The 20,384-nt window shown below is 61.5% G+C and carries 12 protein-coding genes; 7 read left to right on the top strand and 5 right to left on the bottom strand.

What is annotated here, in order from left to right; all coding sequences use genetic code 11:
- Window positions 1–176: 176 nt before the first annotated feature.
- On the bottom strand, window positions 177–1,481 hold the full coding sequence (locus RM192_RS19185; protein WP_311509273.1) for a replication protein RepA: 1,305 nt from the start codon (window positions 1,479–1,481) through the stop codon (window positions 177–179).
- A 569-nt stretch (window positions 1,482–2,050) separates the two neighbouring features.
- Between RM192_RS19185 and RM192_RS19180 the strand changes: the two genes are divergently transcribed.
- The 3 genes from RM192_RS19180 to RM192_RS19170 all read left to right on the top strand — a co-directional run bounded on the left by RM192_RS19180 (window position 2,051) and on the right by RM192_RS19170 (window position 4,876).
- A complete protein-coding gene (locus tag RM192_RS19180; protein WP_311509271.1) occupies window positions 2,051–3,256 on the top strand; it encodes an AAA family ATPase in 1,206 nt (401 codons plus the stop codon).
- Between the two features lie 231 nt (window positions 3,257–3,487).
- Window positions 3,488–4,471, top strand: coding sequence for a ParB/RepB/Spo0J family partition protein (locus RM192_RS19175; protein WP_311509269.1), 984 nt, complete (start codon window positions 3,488–3,490; stop codon window positions 4,469–4,471).
- Window positions 4,472–4,597: 126 nt separating this feature from the next.
- A complete protein-coding gene (locus RM192_RS19170) occupies window positions 4,598–4,876 on the top strand; it encodes a WGR domain-containing protein (RefSeq protein ID WP_311509267.1) in 279 nt (92 codons plus the stop codon).
- Between the two features lie 6 nt (window positions 4,877–4,882).
- Here RM192_RS19170 and RM192_RS19165 read toward each other — a convergent pair whose 3' ends face one another.
- A complete protein-coding gene (locus RM192_RS19165) occupies window positions 4,883–5,821 on the bottom strand; it encodes a hypothetical protein (protein WP_311509266.1) in 939 nt (312 codons plus the stop codon).
- Window positions 5,822–5,955: 134 nt separating this feature from the next.
- Between RM192_RS19165 and RM192_RS19160 the strand changes: the two genes are divergently transcribed.
- The 4 genes from RM192_RS19160 (at window position 5,956) to RM192_RS19145 (ending at window position 14,268) form a co-directional block, all read left to right on the top strand.
- A complete protein-coding gene (locus RM192_RS19160; protein ID WP_311509264.1) occupies window positions 5,956–6,987 on the top strand; it encodes a site-specific integrase in 1,032 nt (343 codons plus the stop codon).
- A 370-nt stretch (window positions 6,988–7,357) separates the two neighbouring features.
- Window positions 7,358–10,519 carry a family 78 glycoside hydrolase catalytic domain gene (locus RM192_RS19155; protein WP_311509262.1) on the top strand — a complete coding sequence of 1,054 codons (3,162 nt, stop codon included), beginning with the start codon at window positions 7,358–7,360 and terminating at the stop codon, window positions 10,517–10,519.
- 45 nt (window positions 10,520–10,564) lie between these two features.
- Window positions 10,565–13,279, top strand: a complete 2,715-nt coding sequence (locus RM192_RS19150) for a glycoside hydrolase family 2 TIM barrel-domain containing protein (RefSeq protein ID WP_311509261.1) — start codon at window positions 10,565–10,567, stop codon at window positions 13,277–13,279.
- Window positions 13,279–14,268, top strand: a complete 990-nt coding sequence (locus tag RM192_RS19145) for a Gfo/Idh/MocA family oxidoreductase (RefSeq protein ID WP_311509257.1) — start codon at window positions 13,279–13,281, stop codon at window positions 14,266–14,268. Before RM192_RS19150 ends, RM192_RS19145 begins: the two co-directional genes overlap by 1 nt.
- Before the next feature lie 22 nt (window positions 14,269–14,290).
- Here RM192_RS19145 and RM192_RS19140 read toward each other — a convergent pair whose 3' ends face one another.
- The 3 genes from RM192_RS19140 to RM192_RS19130 all read right to left on the bottom strand — a co-directional run bounded on the left by RM192_RS19140 (window position 14,291) and on the right by RM192_RS19130 (window position 20,370).
- Window positions 14,291–15,565, bottom strand: a complete 1,275-nt coding sequence (locus RM192_RS19140; protein ID WP_311509256.1) for a family 1 glycosylhydrolase — start codon at window positions 15,563–15,565, stop codon at window positions 14,291–14,293.
- Window positions 15,566–15,668: 103 nt separating this feature from the next.
- Window positions 15,669–18,047, bottom strand: a complete 2,379-nt coding sequence (locus RM192_RS19135; protein ID WP_311509254.1) for a TonB-dependent receptor — start codon at window positions 18,045–18,047, stop codon at window positions 15,669–15,671.
- Between the two features lie 46 nt (window positions 18,048–18,093).
- A complete protein-coding gene (locus RM192_RS19130; RefSeq protein ID WP_311509253.1) occupies window positions 18,094–20,370 on the bottom strand; it encodes a TonB-dependent receptor domain-containing protein in 2,277 nt (758 codons plus the stop codon).
- Window positions 20,371–20,384 lie beyond the last annotated feature (14 nt).

Here is a 20,384-nt window from a genome sequence, read left to right as displayed (position 1 = left end):
GCATGGGCAACGACACATCGCGGTGTTGCCTGACCACTTGCCACCGAGGCGGGCGACGAATGCGCGGAGATCTGGCGTAGGATGATTGCTGACGAGGGGCATGACCACCCCAGATCTGCCCTACTCCCCTCCCCCAACGCGATTTAGCCGTCGGCGAAGTGCTCGGAAATCATCGGTTAGTTTGCGCCTGCCTGAGCGCGCCGGTCAGCATACTTGATGACGAAGGCCTCCCAGACCCTGAGCCACTCGGCTTCGGTGCGCGCTTGTTTGATACCGGGGAAGCCCGCACGAAAAGCATTTGCCATGGTATCAACACACCACGGCTTACCTTTGTCGAGACCGATCGCCCGAAACTTCGTCTCTCTATCACCGTATGTCAGGCTACCGCCCGGAAAATGTAGAAGTGGTTCGGTGGCCTTCGTTTCGCGAAGCGGCGTGTGAGCAGCCTTGGGGACCGATGATCTCGGTGCGGTTTCCAATGCTGGTGCACCAATGACACGCAGATGCGGACCGACGAGCTTTCGCTCCAACGGTGCCGGCGAGGGTCGCAGGACAACCTTGCGTCCGCTGAAATCGACGTCTGCGTTGGGATACACTGCGGAAACCAATTGCATGGTCTCTCGCACGGTTTGCCGGAAACGCTTGCTGTCGGCGTCATTGCCCAAGTGCTTCGCCAGCTGATCCCAGGAGATTACTTGCCCCCGGTGACTGCCGATCCGTGGCAGTCGGTACGCAAGGTAAGTATAGAGGTCGAGCGCAGTGGGGGTGCCCTTGAGTTCTCGAATTGCGACCTCGTTGAGTGGAACGGCATGGTCAAGAAGGTGGCTGTAGAAAGCCTCTGACATCCGAATCTCGCGCGCAAATGCGCCATTTTTATCAAGCGAACCGGCGTACTCGTTGGAAATCTTCACATCCCGAACAGCGAATGCGTTGTCCCCGCCCTCGTTGCCTTCCCAACGGATTTGCCATTCGCAGGCAAGCAGCCGGTCGACCTGCTCCCGCATCAGATTGGCGGTACCGCGAGGTCCATAGGAGACGGTCTGATAGCCAAGACGGCGCATCCACTCAGTGAAATTACGACCCAAGTAGACGTCGCGCGAGCGCTTCGTGACTGCTTGCGACAGTAGATAGATCAACGCGACGCGCGGATAGGCTCCATATGGTACTCCGAGGCTTCGAAGCGTCGACTTGCCATCGACGGTTTGCAATATGGGCCTGGGGTTGATCGCCAGAGCATACTTTCCGTCTTCGCGAAGAATGGGCTGTGTATCATCCTTCGGTCGCTTCGTGGGCAGAGACATTGCACAAAGCGCTGAATGCAGAAATGCTGGAACAGGCTCTTCATCCTGAACCCTTAGAAAGGCATCCATGGTCAGTTGAGTGCCGGCAGACTGCGCTAGCGACCTGACTCGCTCTTCACCACCGCCTAGCATTGCTAGAGCGTATTGATGTCCGATTGGACGCAGTGTGTCGCCGCTCATTGAACCGTCCCTTCCCGACTCATTGGAGCCCCGGGTTGGTCATTAATCAACAGGTTTGAGCTTAGAAAGCAAGGCCATTGGCAGTTTTGACGGAATTCTGGGCCTGAAACCTCCAAACATGCCGATGATCTCGGAGCGGTTTGCCGGCCTACAATAAAATCCAATGACCAAAATTCAAATGACCAAAATTCAAAAAGCGATTCGCGAATCGGAATTTCTTAGGAGATTCCTTTAGTAGGTATGGGCTCCGAGATCATCGGTCTCAAGGGAACCGAGATCATCGCTTAAATGCACTGAATTCATCGGTTCGCACCGAGATCATCGGTGATTGTCCACAGGGGGCCAAACTAGGCACCCACGTCCTTGAGCGATCGCCGATGCGCGTCACAAGATTGAACTCCCTGCTCTCTGGCGACCAGTGACTATTCGATCCGTCCTACCCCTCCGATTCGGCGCAAGGCTAAAAAGGGCACGGAGATCATCGGTCATTTTGTAAGGTTGGTGGCCAAAGTTTGCTCAAAACTGCCAAGAGTGCTAATTCGCCCGCTCAATCTCACAAAGCGGTGAACATGGCCAGCCAAGCAGCGCTCGACGCACAAACCGATGAACTCCTGGAAGACGGCTTGGGGACCTTGCATCGCAAGGCCCTCACCATCCTTAAGCGTATTCGCGATGGAGCCCTGGATCCGGAGACCGGCCAAAAAGTCGGGCCGTCCTACTCAATCTCGAAGGCGGCCGCGCTCGTCGGCCGAACTGCCTCTGCAATCCGAGAGGCCGAGCGCGATGGGCGACTGCCGCAACGCGATCGAACTGCGTCCGGCCATCGGGTCCAGTACACCTTGGAAGAGCTCGATCAGATGCGCGCCGTTTTCGGAACTCGCCCCTGGCGAGAGCCAACCGACACGCCCGCGGTTATCTCCGTGTCGAATTTCAAAGGTGGTGTTGGGAAATCGACAGTCGCGCTGCATCTCGCTCAGCATTTCGCCATTCACGGTTACCGGGTTCTGTTCATCGACTGCGACAGCCAGGCCAGCTCGACGATGATGTTCGGATATCGGCCCGACGTGGATCTGACCGAAGACGACACTCTCTACGGGCATTTTCATAATCCCGAACTCCTCGGGGTGCGGTCCATCATCCGCAAGACTCACTTCTTTGGCCTCGACCTGATCCCAGCCAACCTCAAACTCTACAATCTCGAATACGAGATCGCGGGCTACCTCGCGCAGAACCAGAACTTCGACATCATCGATCTGATCGCCGAAGCTATCGATACGGTGGTCGACGACTATGACGTCGTTGTCATGGATCCGCCGCCGGCTCTCGGCATGGTCTCCATGGCGGTACTTCAAGCAGCCAATGCGATGGTCATTCCCGTACCGCCGAGTGTGATCGACTTCGCGTCTACCGTGTCGTTCATCGACATGGCTCGCACCACGATGAAGCAGCTTGAGCAAATCGCGGGCAGGGTGAAGCCAGCTTATAACTTCATCCGCCTGGTCGGGAGCAGGGTGGATGAGAGCAAGTCCATGCACCGGGAAATCCTGTCGATGATGCGGCAGGTGTTCGGTGGTTCAATGGCGACCTCGGTGCTGAAAACCAGCGCCGAGATCGACAACGCCAGCTCGCGCATGAAGACCGTTTTCGAACTCGACAGGCCAGTGACTTCGCATGAAGTTCACAACCGGTGCATGAAGCATCTGAGCGACGTCTGCAGAGAGATTGAGACTGACGTCCTGCGCACTTGGGCGAGCAGGGCAGGGGAAGCGGTTTAGTCAAAGTTGCCACGTGGCAACTCGGGCATAAAACCGCATATTATCAACGTTATGTCAGTAAAGTTTGGTTGGTTGGTATGATGCTTGAGGCGTGGGATTGAGGCAGATTCTTGGGAATGTTGCCACGTGGCAACTTACCAAATCTGGCGGCCTCACAGCGGCTCATGGAAGGCAGTTGCCACGTGGCAACTATCCGTCCGGCGGATAAAGAAGAGAGGTTCGGGATACGATATGGCCAAGGGAAATCGGGGCTTCGGAAGCAGCCTGACAGAAGGGCTAGATGACGATATCGAGGTCGGCGCGCCAGCTCCCTCCGAAAGCATCATGGCAAGCCGCAGTCAGAGCTTGGCACGGATCGCGGCAGGAAAAGTCGTGACTGATCGGACGGAGTGGGTCGATCCCGCGCGTTGCCGGCCTTGGCGGCTTCATAACCGCGACCTCGACCATCTTTCCGAAGATAGCTGCCGCGACCTTATCGACGCATTCCTCTCTGCTAAGAAGCAGCGTATCCCGGCAATCGTCCGTCGCCTCAAGGACGACCCGGATCACGACTTCGAGATCATTGCGGGCGTCCGGCGTTGGTGGACGGTTCAGTGGCTGCGCACCCACCATCATCCCGAATTCGAATATCTCGTAACGATCCAGAACGTCTCCGACGAAGAGGCATTTCGAGTTTCCGACATCGAGAATAGGTCTCGGAAGGATATCTCAGACTGGGAGCGCGCGAAGGAATATTCCCGTGCACTCGACGAATTCTACAACTCGAACCAGAGTGAGATGGCCGAGCATCTGAAGATATCGAAGTCGTGGCTCAGCCGCCTCCTGGATGTGGCACGGCTGCCATCGGAGATCGTAGCCGCTTTCCCTGACACCCACGGCATTACCGTGCGGGTAGCGAGAGACATCAAGCCACTGACTTCTGACAGGCGGGCACTGGATCTCATGATCGCCGAAAGTCGTGCGATCGTAGCTGAGCGCGATGATCTTGGAAGTGCGCTTTCCGCTCCAGAGATTGCGAAGCGCCTCATCCGCGCAACGGTCGCTCCAGTGAAATCGTCGAACTCCGATGCCGAAGTAAGGGGGGCGAATGGCAAGGTGATCTTGCGCTATGCGCATTCGGCGCGGGGAGGGCACACGTTCAAGGTTCCTGCTCGGAGCGGTGCTTCAACAACTGAGGTTCTGAAAGCGATCGAATCCGTCTTGCAGAAAGGCTGATCCAAACACCCATCCTGACCTTTTGGGGCGGCGCACGCGATAAATCGGCTGCGTGAATCAGTCAGACTCGACTGATTCAAAATTCCCGTTGGATCGCATGAATCCCGCTGCGGCATTCATGCGCGCATGGATAGCCTGACCCACGGCAACTTCATCTGGCTCGAAGCGATTTGCGCGGAGCGCAACGTCGCCCGGCGCTACACCGTCGCGCTGAGCCGGGATCTGTTCGGGGCCTCGATCGTCGAATTCGCCTGGGGCCGGATCGGGACGCGGGGGCAGGGGAGGGCGGTCTCGTTTTCCAGCGAAGACGAAGCTTCGCGCTTTGCCCGCCAGTTGCTGCGCCGCAGGGGGGCTGCGCCCAAGCGGATTGGCGTTCCCTACCGCGAGGTCTCATTGGCCCCGTAAGGCGCATCAGGTGGCTCTGGGAGGCGTTTTGGGGGTCAGGGCGTGGTCACCGTCGCGCAGGGTGGCCAAATCGGCCTTGTGGAGCGCCGTAGCGGCCTGCGAGGCCGTGCGGCGGGTCACACCCAGCGCCCGGGCCACTTCGGCGCGGGTGAGGGGGCCTAACCCGCTGATCAGTTGCCATACCGCGGGTGCCTGCGACGAGGCGTAAAGCCCGGCGAGCCTGTCGTGCCCCAGCGCGAGCGCCGTGCGCACCGCCGCGAGGTCGGTTGCGACGTCGCCAGCGGCCGCGCCGATCGCCTCGGTCAGCACTGCGGGCAGGGGACTTTCGGGTTCCGCCTTGAACAAGCTGCGTGGGGCGAGCCCTGCCAGGGCCAGCGGCGCTGCGCCGAGACTGAACAGGTGCGGGCGCATCGCCGCGGCGAGCGAGGCGGCCCAAGCGCTGCCGCGGGCGGCAAAGCGCTGGAACACCTTGCCTTCGATCACCACCTCCTCGCTACCGAGTTCGAGGAAATCGATCTCGTCTTCGCGCAACTGCTCGAACCATTCGCTGAGCACTGCCATGGGATCAAGTGCCGGCAACAGCGCGTCGAGCCGCTCGAGTGCCCGGTCCGCCGGATCAAACGCCGTGGCGAAGCTCTCGGTCGCGCCCTTGGCGGCGAGCGCGAGCCGCGCCGCCCGGGCGAGGGGAGGGGGGCCGCGCCGGCTGATCCACGACAGGAAGTCGCGGCGTTCGTTCGCATACCACGAGCGGGTCAGTTCGGCCGTCTCGAGCCCGGGGTTGTGCTCAGGGCCTTGGTTTTCTTGGGGAAAATCGCGGACATGGATGCGCCACAAGCGGCGCAATGAGGCCCGCGCCAGGCCTTCCGCCACTTGCTCGCTGAGGAACGGCAGCGCCCCCTCAATCCGCGCGAGGGCCAGTTGCCACGGGGGAGGGAAGGTTGTCATGGTGTCAATAATATAAAAATCACGTAAAAAGTATACTCAGCTTTGATGGCACGGATACTGTCCGATAATTGCTATTCACGGACACTACAAAATGACCTATGAACAGGCCCGATCTGGCGTGACAAGGGTCAAGAATGGCGAAGGTAAGCACGGAGGTTGGCGATCGACACGGTCGGGGAACTGCGACCGACCTCTTGGTCACATCACCCGGGATCATCATGGAACCCGATCGCCGGTTGCACGAGGAAATCGCAGCGGCGCAAAGCTACCGCGCCCAGGCCAAAGCGGCGAACACCCTGCGGGCCTATACCAGTGACTGGAACCAGTTCGAGGCCTGGTGCGACGAACGTTCGCTTGACCCGATGCCGGCCCGTCCCGAGGCGGTGGCAACTTACCTTGCTTCGCTCGCGCTATCCGGCAAAGCCGATACCACGATCAGCCGGCATTTGGCGGCGATCGGGTGGAAGCATCGTCAGGACGGACAAGTGCCCCCAAGCGCGCGCGACGCGCGTCGGGTGATTGCCGATACGCTCGCTGGGATCCGCCGCGAGGCGCGGACTCGGCCCAGCGCCCGCAAGGCGGCGATTACGGCCCGCGAATTGGCGGCGATGATTGCGGCGGCTGAGGGGGAGGGGACCCGTTCCGTTCGCGACCGGGCGATCATGGCGCTGGGTCTGGCAGCAGCGCTCCGCCGGTCAGAACTGGTGGCGCTCGAAAGGCGCGATGTTGAAATGGTCGACAAGGGGCTGAAACTGACCCTGCGTCATTCGAAGACCGACCAGGAGGGTGCGGGTCAGGTGATCGCGGTGCCCACAGGTAAAGCCCTCAAACCCGTGGAGCGCCTGAAGGCCTGGTTGGCGCTTCGCGGTGCCGATGCAGGACCGCTGTTCTACCAGATCGACCCGCAAGGCAGGCTGACGGACCAACCGATGTCGGACCGTTCGATCGCACGACTAATTCAGAAGTACGCAGGACGGATAGGCCTCGATCCGGAGATGTTCGCAGGACACTCACTGCGGGCCGGCTTCCTCACGGAGGCGTCCAGGGCAGGTGCAACCATCTCCAAGATGCAGGAGGTATCGCGGCACAAGAAAGTCGAGGTTCTGCTGGGCTACGTCCGGTCCGCCGAGCTGTTTGACGATCACGCAGGCATGGCGTTCTTGTGATCCCGAATTTGCTTGCAAAAACAGGGTAGATCAGAACGATTGTCGTACCGGGCCTTCAGCCGCTTCGTCTTCCATGCGTTATCTGGACCGCCATACCCACAAGGATGGCTTCAGTCCCTCCGCATGATCCTACCGGCCTTGGCCGGTCAGTCATTCAGAAGGTGCTCCGAAAATCGAGCAGGGATTGGCGGGGCGTGCGGCCGCCCGGAAGACAGTCGGTGGGATCGCCGGCAGTCTCTCACGCGTTACCTATCAGCCTTACTTATCGATACCTATTACGCACCTAAGCTTGATCAGAACTTTCAGGTAGATGTATGGCCGATGATGGCGATCGGGCAGAGTGCGTTGCAAGAAAATGAGGTGAAAATTCGTGGGAAAACTGCACCTCAACAGGCGGACATTTATTGCTACGACATCTTCGCTTCCATTTATATCCGGTAAATCTGTTTTTGCAGCCAGCCTGACGAAGCTAAGGGTCTTCGGCTTGCGGGTCGCGCAAGTTGAAGCCCCGCTCGGCGTTGAGTCCAGCCAGCCATCGCTGGCCTGGCGCTTCGAGGCCGGCGATGGCATTTCGGCGACCGCTTACCGCATCCGAGTCGCGAGTAGCGAGCAGGTCCTCAGATCCGGGGTTGCGGACCTGTGGGATTCGCAGTGGGTCGAGAGCCACAATGCGGTGACCGCGGTTTATGAAGGCGCCGCGCTGGCTTCGCGTCAGCGGTGTTTTTGGACCGTCTCGGTTCGTGACGAACGCGGAGAGACGGCCACGTCCCCATCGGCGTTCTGGGAAATGGGTCTTCTGAACCCGAAGGACTGGGACCGCTCCTGGATTGCTTGCGAAGACGCGGTCGAACGCGGCGACCGCGAAGCCGGCGCCACTTGGGTGAAGGGATTCGCGGGGGTAGGGAAGCCGCGCCTGTTCAGGCTGGGCTTCTCTTGCGAGAAGGCGAAAGGATTAATCACACTTTCCGTCGACGGCACCCTTCACCGGTTGAGCCTCGACGGACACGACTTGCCGCTTCCACCGTGGGACAGGAATGCTTTTGGAGCTCCGCCCGCGCTGCGGCTCGAGTCCTCGCTTGAAGCGGGCGATCACGTGCTTGAGGCCGAGATATCGGCAACCCCGGGCTATTTCACAAAGCCGGACGTGGCAGTGGCGGCGCAGGTCCGTGTGACGGAGGCAGGCCAGCACCGGCGCATTTCGGGAGGGTGGACGACCCTACTTGCCGAGGATCTTGCAACCCGAACGGCTGCGGTGGCGGAAGTCATGAACCCGCAACCACTATTTCCCTGGCCGCCTGCGCCTGCCCGTCTGCTCAGGCGGGAATTCCGCCTCGAGGCTAGACCGCAACGGGCGCGGCTTTATGCCGCTGCGCTGGGCGCCTACGAAATCTGGATAAATGGCACTCCGATCAGCGGGGCTGCTCTGGAGGTCAGTTCGAGCGATTTCGCTCACCACACGCTTTACCGCGTCTATGATGTCAGCGAGTTTCTGAGCTCAGGGGTCAACGTAATCTCAGCGCGCGTCGCAGACGGCTTTTACGCAAGCTATCTCGCGCCAGTTGGACGCTACCCATTCGGGCCTGCCCCGCGGTGCCTGCTGGTCCAGCTCGAAGCGACCTCGTCCGCAGGGACGACCATCATTAGCGGCGCGAAAGACTGGCGAGGCGCTTCAGGATCCTTGCGCTATTCCGAGGTCTACGGCGGTGAGGATTGGGACTACTCGCAAGACCAGCCAGGTTGGCAGTCAGCTGGCTTCGACGACAGGACGTGGGAGCCAGTGCATCTCGTGTCCGGCCCGCCGGTGCCGCTGGTGTCGTCGCTAACGCCGCCGATCGAGGTAACGAGAGAACTGCGAGTGCAAGCGCTCAGGCAGGTCGGGCCCGATCGATATGTCGCCGACTTCGGGCAGAACTTCGCCGGTCGGGTCCGGCTGCGCTTGCCGCGAGTCCAGGCCGGGACGATCACGGTTCGTCACTCCGAACTGATCGACGCCAAAGGTGAACTCGATCGGCGCAACCTGCGGGCTGCTCGCGCCGAGGACTCGTACAGGTTCGACAAGGCCACCGACCGCGTGGTCCTCGAGCCGCGATATTCCTACCAGGGCTTTCGGTACGCGGAGATCTCGGGGGTCACGGGACTGGCGGCGAACCAGGTTGCGGGATTGGTGATGACCAGCGGGATCGAGGAGACTGGCACCTTCGCGGTTGATCAACCAGTCGTGCAAAAGGTCTGGCTCAACACGATGTGGAGCCAGCACTCGAATTTTCTGGGCATCCCGACCGATTGCCCGCAGCGCGATGAGCGTCTCGGCTGGGCAGGCGATGCACAGGTTTTCTGGGACACCGCCGCCTTCAACATGGACGTCGGCTCCTTCACGCGCGAGTGGCTGCGAGAGTTTCGCGCGGCCCAGGGGCCGACAGGCAACTATCCGCTGTGGGCGCCGATGCCGGTAACGGCGGGCTTCGGTCCGCCGCAGTCCACGCCAGGCTGGGCCGATGCGGGCGTGATGCTGCCCTACATAAGCTATGTCCGGTACGGGGATCGCGCCATCGTCGACGAGAATTGGCGGGCGATGCGCAAATACGTCGACGGTATTCTGGAGGCCAATCCGGACGGACTATGGGCGCACAATCGTGGCGTGGATTTAGGCGACTGGCTGGCGGTCGATGCCAAGCAGCCGGGCGACGAGACCACGCCGAAGGGGCTGGTCGCGACCGCGATGCTGGCGCGCTCACTGGCTCAACTGGCCGAAATGGCTCGCTGGACCGGCCGCGAGAGCGAGGCCGGCGAGTTGCGAATGGCGACCGAACGCGTGCGGGAGGCGTTCGCCGGGGCATTTGTCCGGGAGGACGGTTCGGTCGGCAATGGCAGCCAAACGAGCTACATCCTTGGTCTGTCGATGGACCTGTTGCCCCGGAGCCTGCGCGCGTTGGCGGCCGACAAGCTCGTCGCTGACATTCAAAGGAGGGGCACGGCGCTAAGCACGGGGTTCCTCGGAACACCGCTGGCGCTGGACGTCCTGGCCGACACGGGGCATCGCGACACTGCGGTCGATCTCCTGCTTCGCACCGACTTCCCGTCATGGGGGTATATGGTCCGCGTTGGTGCGACGACGATGTGGGAGCGGTGGAACGGCGATTCCGGGGATCCCGCGATGAACTCCTATAACCACTACGCGTTCGGCGCGGTTTGCGGCTTCCTTTACCGGCGTGTGGCCGGAATAGTCCCGATCGAACCCGGCTTTGAGCGGATGCGTATTGCTCCGTTGTTCGACCGGCGACTCGGTAGGATTAGAGCACGGTACGAGAGCGTGCGCGGCGCAATCGCAGTCGACATTCGGCCGACCAGCGGCGGAGCCGAGCTCGACGTGCAAGTGCCGTCAGGCGCAAGCGCTGATCTCTGCCTTCCGATCGGCGCGAGCGGAACTGTCGGCGGCAAAGCGCTGGGTGACGGAGAAGAAGGTCCGGGGGGCGAGGAGCGGCTCCATCGGCTCCGCTCGGGGCGCCACCTCATCAGGCTGACGGGGGTCTAGGCCGAGGCGAACGCCTCAAGCTGAGTGCAAGAAAGGGATTTGGGAATGTTGTCGAAATTAGCAGTGCGGGCGTGTCTTGTCAGTCTGCTCCTCTTTCCCGCAGCGTCCCATGCGAATGGCCCCAACCCCCTCGAAGCGGCCTCTCAAGGTGTAATCGGCGCGCGCATCGTCATTCCGCTGACTGACGGATGGCGGTTCCGTCAGGGCGAGGGAACTTCCCGCGCCGAAGGCCTCACATTCGACGACCAGGCCTGGGCCTCGGTATCGCTTCCCCACAGCTGGAACCGGGTCGGGCTTTATCAGCCGCAGGTGCCCAGCCGGATCAACACTCCCGAAGTGATCAACAAGGCGATGGGTTTGGGCTGGTACAGACTGTCGTTCACGTCCCCCGCGCGGCTCGCCGGCAAGCGCGTATGGCTGGAGTTCGATGCTGCCAGCCGAATTGCATCGGTGTGGTTGAACGGCAAGTTGCTCGGGGAACATCAGGGCGGATATTCGCGCTTCAGGCTCGACGCGACGGACGCGTTGCGCACCGACGGGCCCAACATCCTGGCAGTACGAACGGACAATTCCCGGCCAGATTCAGGCTCGTCGACGGTCGACGTCCTGCCACTGTCGGGTGATTTCTTCGTTCCGGGCGGACTCTATCGGCCTGTCAGGATCGTCGTCACAAACAATGTCCATGTCGACATGCTCGATTCTGGTGGACCGGGCGCCTACGCTACGACGCGAAGCATTGAGGCGGGCTCGGCCGTGGTGGATACCGAAGCCCGGGTCGCCAACGGAGCTAAAGCGGCATCCACTGTAAGGGTCCGGGCGCGCCTGATCGACGCGCAGGGGACCGTTGTCGCATCGCAGGAGCAGCGCGAGGCAATCGCTGCGGGCGGCCTGGTGACCGTCAAGAATTCGCTGCGCGTCGACAAGGCCCGCCTGTGGCAGGGTGTTGACGACCCCTATCTCTACCGCTTCGTGCTCGACGTCCTCAAGCCGGATGGGGAGGTGATTGACAGCGTCGAGCAGCCATTCGGAATCCGGACGATCGAGATCAGCCCGACGCGCGGCTTTTTGCTGAACGGAGAGCCCTATGCAATTCGGGGCGTAGGCTACCACCAGGATCGGGAAGACAAGGGCTGGGCGATTTCGCGCGCCGACGTCGAAGGGGACATCAAACTCCTGCGCGAGATGGGTGCGACGTCGATCCGCCTGACCCATTACCAGCACAGCCAGTACATTCACGAACTGGCAGATCAGTACGGCCTGATCCTGTGGGACGAGATTCCCCTGGTCTCCCAGTGGACGTTCGGCGAGGCAGAGGTCGCCACCGAGAAGCTCCGGGCCAACGCACGACAACAAATGGCCGAGCTGATCCGGCAGAATCAGAACCACGCTTCGGTGGCGGTCTGGGGCATCGCCAACGAGGTCGATTTCGGAAATTCGCTTCCTGCGTTCCTGACGGGCTTCAAGGGAGCGGGTCCCGATCCCTTGCCGCTGCTGGCGGAACTCAACCGATACGCCAAGACCCTGGACCCCACCCGGCCGACGGCGCTTGCGACGTGTTGCGAGGGGCGTCTGTTCGCCGCCGATGTAACGGTGCCGATCACGGCGCCCGCCGCTGATGTCGGCGGTGCCAACCGCTACTTCGGATGGTATTTCGGCGAGCCCGGCGACTTGCCGGGTCATCTCGATCTGCTGCGATCGCAGCGTCCCAGCCAGCCGTTGTCGGTCACCGAGTATGGCGCCGGCGGCGCACTTTCGGTGCATACCGATAATGTGCTCGGCGGCATGGTGGACTCACGCGGCCGAGCCCAGCCCGAGGAATACGAGAGCTACATTCACGAGCAGACTTGGCCGCTCCTTTCGCGGCGTAGCGACCTGTGGGGAACGTGGCTGTGGGCAGCCTTCGATTTTGCTTCGACTGTTCGCCACGAAGGCGATGCCGATGACATCAACACAAAGGGTCTGATCACGTTCGACCACAAGACCCGCAAGGACGCCTATTACTTCTACAAGGCGAACTGGACCTCGACCCCGACGGTCTATGTTACCGGTCGGCGCTATGCGAACCGGGCCTACGCAGTGACGGATGTCCGCGTCTACAGCAATGCCCGGCGAACCACCCTGACCGTCAATGGCAAAGCTTTGCCAACCTTGACCGATTGCCCTCAGCGGGTCTGCGTCTGGACGGGCGTCCAGTTGCAATCGGGCGCCAACGAAATTCTGGCGCGTGGGGAGTTCTCAGGAGGTCCGCAGGAAAACAGGATATTCTGGCAGGTCGCTCCCGAGGCCCTGCGCAGCACACGGATCGACAGTGGCGCGATGGTCGCCGCAAGAGCTGCGGCAGGGGTGTTCGGCTCGGACAACTTCTTCCAAGGCGGCAAGCCAGGATCGGTGGTCAAGCCAGCCGACTTCGGCAAGCCGGCGCAGCCAACCCAGATAGCGGGTACAGCCGACAGCGAGATTGCCGCAACCTACCGGGAGGGAGAGTTCCGCTATCGAATTCCGGTGTCAAACGGCAAGTACAGGGTGACGCTGACTTTCATCGAATCTTCCGACAAGAGCGTGCGGGTCTTCGACGTATTGGCTGGCGGAAGGGTCGCGATCGGCCGGTTCGATCCGGCCAAGAGCGGTGCTGCGGCAAACGCAGCAGTGATCCGTTCATTCGTGACGCCGGTAAGGGACGGACTGCTTGACCTGTGGTTCAAGCCGCGGGCCGGTCAGGCGATCGTCTCGGCGATTCAAGTCGAACGCGTCGATCGCTGATGCTCAAGGTTGCCGTGATCGGTCTCGGGCTTGCGGCTGAGCCCCATCTGCTGAGCCTTGCAGACTTGAAGGATACGATACAGGTCGTCCAGGTCGCCAGCAGAGGGTCGGGCGCGCGCAAGGGACTGGCCGAAAGCCTCGGGTTTCGGGTTAGCGCCGATGTCGACGCGGCGATAACGGAACCCGGAACAGACGCGGTCATACTGCTGACCCCCCCGAGTTCACATCTGGAGTTGGCACGAAACGCTTTCGAGTGCGGCAAGGATGTGCTGGTCGAAAAGCCACTCGACATATCGCTCGAGCGCGCATCGGCCCTTGTCGCCGCAGCCGAGCGCGCGGGACGCAGGCTCGGGGTGGTCCTGCAGCATCGCTTTCGCCCGGGCGCGGTGCGGCTCAGGCAAGTGGTGCAGGCGGGAGAACTGGGCGAAGTGGTGGCCGCGAGCCTCAATTTCATGTGGTGGCGGCCGCAATCCTATTACGACGAGCCGGGGCGGGGGACATACCATCGCGACGGCGGGGGAGTCTTGCTCACGCAGGCAATTCACAGCATTGATCTACTGTTGTCGCTGGTCGGGCCGTTGGACCTGATCGCCTCCGTACCGACCACGACAAGCATTCACAAAATGGAGGCCGAAGATCACGTCGTGGCGCTGCTGCGCACGGTGCGCGGAGCCAGTGTCAGTTTCGCGGCGACGACGGCCTGCTTCCCGGGTCGTCCCGAAGTGATCGAGCTGATTGGCACGAGCGGGACGGCGATCTTGACCGGTGGGCTTCTGGAAGTGACCTGGCACGATGGCAGGGTGGAAACAGCCGGCTACAGCGGCAGCTCCGGATCAGGCGCCGGGATAATGGCGTTCGATCACCAAGCGCACCGCGAGGTCTTGCGCGAATTTCATGCCGCGATCGAAGCCGGTCGAAGCCCGGTGCCGTCCGGGGAAGATGCACTGGCCGCTCAACGGCTGATCACGAAAATGATGGGCCGCGCGTAGCCAAGGGCACGCGGGCCGATCCTCAGACCCGGTTCGACCGCGCGATCCGCGCCAAGACGGCGGAGCTCGGTTTGAGCGTTCGCTTTTGGGTCAGCCGATCAACCGTAGCCAAGCCGAACTTGGGCTGGAAGCCGAAATACCATTCGAAGTTGTCGATGAGCGACCAGTGCATGTAGCCAAGAACGGGAACGCCTTCCACGATGGCTTGGTGAAGCCCTGCCAGGGAATCGGTGATGAAGCCCCTGCGAAGCGCGTCATCGTCTGTGCCCAGTCCGTGCTCGGTGACCAAAACCGGCTTGCCGGTTGCAGTGTGCACATATCGTACGGCGCCTTGCAAGGAGGCCGGATAGATTTCCGTACCCATGAAATTCCGCGGCGTGGCCGCGGGCGGTGCGACGGGACCGTTGGCATCGATCAGCATCCGGTCGTAATTCTGGACGCCTACGAAGTCGTCCTGAGCGCCAAATTCGAACCACGGCTGGTAAGCTTCGGCCCGCTTCGCGTTCAACTTCGAATTTGTCCCTACCCCCTGATCGTCCGTAACCGCCAACGAGAGCCCGACGGGGAGGTCTGGGCGAACCGACTTGATCGCAGCCCTTGCTTTGCGATGGGCCGCTCCCATGACCGGTATCATCGGGGCGAACTGCGCGCGCGGGAGCAAGAAGCCAGCGGAGAAATCTGCAACGCCAAGCGACCTCGCACACTCCGCGAGCATGGCGGCATGAGCTTCGTAGAGCTGCCCGGGCATATTGGCCCAGGCGAGGATCGACGGTAGGTTGGGTTCATTCATTGTCACGGCATAATCGATGTGCGCCGCGATCGCCTGAGCTGCCTTTGCGCAGTAACGCGCAAACAGATCGGGCGCGGCAGGATTGCTCCAGCCGCCTCGTGCCGCGAACCAGCGCGGGCAGGAAAAGTGATTGAATGTCACGACAGCTGCGAGGCCGCGCGCTTTGCACCCTTCGACGATCGAACGGTAGTGTTCGAGCATCGCGTCCGAGAACTTCCCCTCCTCAGGCTCGATACGCGCCCATTCCAGGGAGAAACGGTAACTGTTGAGATGAAGCGACTTCGCCAGATCCAGGTCGTGCGGCCAGCGATTGAAACTGTCCGCGGCGTCGCCGGATGCTTCGGCAAACATGCTCTTGGCGCAATGTTCCATGTGCCAGAAATCGCTGGCGACGTTGTTTCCCTCGGTCTGATGGCCCGACGTCGATGCGCCCCACAAGAACCTTGAAGGAAATTGCCGTCGAACCGTGCCCGCTGCCACGGCGGGGACGCCGGCCAGGGTGATCATGGCGGCGGCCGCTTGGCTGAAAGTGCGTCGGTCCATTGGGGCAAGTTCCGAAAAGATCAGATTGCGTGTCGGGGTGGCCCAGCGGGGCCACCCCGAGCACCGATTAGTAGCGGATGGTCAGCGTCCCGCCAACGGAGCGTACGGCATCGAGACCGAACACCTGCGTGTAGGACAGGGCCGCAGGGCGGCCAGCAAGGTCGCCTGGATCGATCCCGATGCTCTGCGGAATGTGCTCGTTCGTGCAGTTCTTACAGAACAGGCTGAACTGCATCTTGTCCCCGACCTTCACACCGAGGCTGAACCCGAAGGTGTCGACCGCTCCGAATGCGCCGCCGGGCGCGCCGTTCAGAATGTAGTTGACCGAAGAGCGGTGATACCAGTTGCCTTGGATATAGGGGACGGTGGTTCCCGACACCGGGAGCTCGTAGGTCGCTTGGACGGTCGAGGTGAACTTCGGCGAAATGGGCAGCCTTAGGCCAGTCGCGTCAAACGTGTTGTTCACCGCACAGCTCGCAACCGCCTGCCCGAGATAGCACTGCGCACCCGGGAAGCTCTTGAACTTCGTGTCGAGGATGTTGAAGCCGCCATTGATCGTGAGGCCTGCGAAGGGGCGGGCACTGACGTTCACTTCGATGCCGCGCGCCTGTACCTTGGCCGCGTTCTGGACGACGAACGTCTGCAGCGCCGTATCGAGCGACTGCACCTGGTAGTCGTCGAAGTCCGTGTTGAACGCCGAGATGTTGAGGGTCAGCTTCCGGTCGAAGAAGCTCGACTTTACGCCAACTTCGGTGGTGTTCGAAATTTCGGGCCGGATGGTTGGGATGAAGCCGACGCCGCTTGAGTTCCGGATCGCTGTATCGTTGAAACCGGGACCCTTGTAGCCACGCCCATGGAAAGCATAGAACATGATCGTCGGAGTGGCTTGGTACTGCGCGCCGAGCTTCCAGCTGAAATTGTCGTTGGAAGAAGTCTGCAGGTAGCGACCGTTGGGGCCCGAAAGCGAGATGAAGTAGTTACGCTTGCCGTGGAACAGGTCGACGTCGATCTTGTCATGCGTGAACCGTGCTCCGCCGATCACCTGCAGCCCATCGACGACCTCGTAGGTTAGCTGGCCGAACGCCGCATAGCTCTTGGTGTCCATGGTGTACTTGGCATCGCGGCCGATGAAGTAGTCGTTGCGGACCGAGCAGGTCGGAGGGAATGCACCCGGCACAGCCGTGGCGCCGACGCAGAAGGGGAAGGATGGCAGGACGAACGAAGGAAGCCCCTGGTTGCCGAAGATTTCGCCCTCCTGGTTGAGCTTCGACTGGAAATAGTAGAGCCCGACCTGGCCGCCCAGGCGGTTGCCCGACGGAAGGGCGACGCGCAGCTCGTTGGAATACTGGTTGTAGTTGGACTTAGTGTAGTTGACGTTGACCAGATTGGTCTGAAGGCGGTCGATGTCGAGCGACTGCTCGACGTCATAGAAACGCCAGGCGAAGAGATTCGAGATCTCGAGGCCCGATCCCGTCACGTACTTGAGCGTAGCCTGGGCTCCGCCGGTGTCGATGTCGCGATACATCGCGCCGTCACCTGCATAGAGGAAATTGTCGGGGCCAGCTACGCCGCCGACCTGCGCATAGACCGGCCGGGCTGCGCTTCCGGTTCCAAACTCGCGCCAGGTGGCGTCAAAGAACGATCCGGCGCCCGTCGCGCGGTTGTAATCGCCAATTACGTAAAGCGAGAACGAGTCCGAAAACTCGGCCAGGTACTTGCCTTTGATCTGGAAATTCCGGCGATTGGAATCGAACCTGTTGCCCGCCGCGACGGTCCCGATGTTGGTAACTGGGGATTCCTGATAACCGTAGAGGACGTTCAGACGCAGCGCCGAGTTGGCCGAAACGGGGATGTTGAGGACCTGCTTGGCGATGATGCCGGGAGCGCTGCGGTTGGCGCCGGGCGTGTCGCGAGAAGAAAATTCGAGCTCGGTCGAGCCGCCGAACACGCCCAGTTCGGGACGCGCCGTCACGACGTTGAGCAAGCCGGCCGAGGCGTTCTTGCCAAACAGAAGGCCTTGCGGCCCGTTCAGCACTTCGACGCGCTGCAGGTCCATCAGCAAGGGAGTGCCCAGTGCCGGGCGGCCCATGTTGACCTCGTCGACTGCAAGAGCGACGCTGGAGTCGATCGTTCCGGCGAAAGCCAGGGTGCCGACGCCGCGAACCGAGAAGCTGGCATCGGAACCAATCTGCAGGCTGGGAGCGGCCGCCGCTACGCCGGCAAGGTCACTGATTGCGCGATCGCGCAGTTCCGCCCCGGTCACTGCGGTCAGGCTGAGCGGCACCTTCTGGATGCTCTCGCTGCGTCGCTGGGCGGTCACGACGATCTCGGCGGTTGCGACGTCTCCTTCTGCGGGAGCAGTCGCTTGCGCAAAAGCGACGCCTGGCATGCTCGCAAGCATTGTCGTGAGGACAAGGCCAGCCTTCAGTCTCGAGTTTGTCTTCATCATTTGATACTCCATGAATTGGCATTCGGGTTGCACCGATGCAGGATCAGAAGCGCACACCTGCGCGAATGCCGTAGGTCCGTGGCGGACGAAGCTGGTTGTAGACGACCCCCGCCTTGGCAGGGCTTTGCAGGGAATTGGCGAAGACCAGTTCGTTCTCTAGGTTGTTGACGAACCCGGTCAGCGAAATCGCGCCCGACGCGCTTTCCCAAGTCACCCTGGCGTTCGACACCATGTAACTGCCCTGCCGACCGAGCGTGAGATAATCGAGCGACAGATACCTGGACGATTCGATCCGCGTATCGGCACCTGCGATGACCTTGCTGCCACCGGTCAGTTCGAAGGTATGCTCGTAGCCTGCGTTGATCGCCCAGCGCGGCGCGTTGGGGAGCGGCTGGCCCGAGCAGTCGACGTTGTAGATGCGGGCCGCTGCGGAAGCTCCGGTCAGGCTTGTCGGCGAAACGGCACAGCCGATGACGGGTGCCGGACCGGTCGTCGAATAGGCCTGGTAGCGCAGGTCGTCGTACTTCGTGTGCAGGTACTGCACATTCAGCGACAGCAGGTCGTTGCGGCTGGGTTGCCACAGCAGTTCCACCTCTGCGCCATAGATAGTGGCTGCCCCTGCATTTTCGGTCTTGAACACGGGACCGAATATCGGGCCGCCCGGAGTCGATGCGACTTGCACGGGCGCCAGGTGCGACACCTGCTGATCCTTGTAGTCCCAGTAGAATGCTTCAAGATTAAACTGCAACTTATTGTCAAGAAAGCGATTCTTCGACCCGATGGTAAAGGCGGTCAACAGTTCGGGCTGCGAGTAGTTCTGGCCCAGTGCCGAATAGAGGATACCGGATTTGAAGCCGGTGGAGGCCGTGGCGTAAAGCAGCGAGCGTTCCGCCAGGTCGAACTCGACCCCCGCCTTCCAGGTCACCTTAGAGAAGTCGACGTCGCTGGTCGCGTCCGTCCGGATGTCCAGAATGATCGGAATGAACGCGGGCGGGCCGGGGGGTACAAAGCCGACGAAGGGCAGGGTGTGCGCTTCGGTGACCTGCCGCTTGTTATCGCGAGTATAGCGCAGCCCGCCGGTCAGGCGGAAAGTGTCGGAGAGCGAAAAGGTCGCTTCACCGAAGACCGAGAAACTGCGCGTTTGAAGCTCGGAGTTGATGCGGGTGCCGTTCGAGGCCTGGTTGAAGAACTGGCGGGCCGAGGTGTCCTCGCTGAAGTAGTAGCTGCCCAAGACCCATTTGAACCGCGCGGACTCGTTGGCGAGGCGCGCTTCGAGTGACATCTGGTCGCTGTCCTCGGTGACGTCGATCAAGAACGAGGAGGCATAGCTCTCGAAGTCCAGGTTGGTGCGCCGCCAGGCCGGGATCACGGTGAGCTTGGCGAAGCCCAGGTCGGCGTTGGCAGTGACGACCGCCCCGTAATAGTCGTTGTCCTGGAACCCGTCGTTTCGGGCGATGAGCTGAGGCACCGGCGCGGTGGGTGTCCGTGCGAGATATGCGGCGATAACGGCCGGATCGCTGGGTCCTAGACGGCGGTTGCCGCTCAGCAAAGGCATGATCGTACCGCCCGAGCCCTTGCCGCCGACATTCCCATAGTCGAGCATCAGGTTCATGTTGAAGCCATCGCCCGTATCCAGGCGGAATTGCCCGCGGACCCCGAGTGTGTCTTCGTCGTCGTACCCGTCGCTGAAGTAGCCATCGTGCTTCGCGTACTGGGCGGAGAGCCGGATAGCCGCGATGTCCCCCACCGGCAGATTTATCGCCCCCGAGCCTTTCAGGGCATCGTAGTTGCCGTATTCGGCGTTGATGTAACCCGAGGCGTTACCTAGAGTGGGGCGCTTGGTGATGAGGTTGACGGCACCACCCGTGGCGTTGCGTCCATAGAGGGTGCCCTGCGGACCTTTAAGAACCTCGATGCGCTCGAGATCGTAGAATAGCGCCGCGGGCGCCGCGGGACGCGAAAGGTAGACGCCGTCGAGATTGAACGCGACGCCCTGTTCGGCGAAGGCATTCGCACCGAACGTCCCGACGCCGCGAAGGTAGATCTGGGTGAAAGAGGCCGCCGGTGCGATCTGCAACGACGGGACGAGGCGAGTGATATCGGTCGCCTGGGTGATGCTCTGCTGGGTGAGCACGTCGCCGGCAACGGCGCTGACGGGCAGAGCGGCTTTCTGAAGGTTCTCTTCCCGGCGCTGGGCCGTGACGATGATTTCCGAAAGACCCTGGTTGCTTGATTCCGGTTCGGCCGACTGTGCGGCAACCGGGGTCGCCCATGCGATCCCGGCAAGACCAACGCCCGCGAGAAACTGAATTTTGGCCATCACACGCCTCCCCC

It is taken from the genome of Novosphingobium sp. MMS21-SN21R, assembly GCF_031846015.1.
Classification (GTDB): Bacteria; Pseudomonadota; Alphaproteobacteria; order Sphingomonadales; family Sphingomonadaceae; genus Novosphingobium.
The sequence above is the reverse complement of the archived record's forward strand: the minus strand, read 5'-3'. Positions and strand labels throughout refer to the sequence as shown.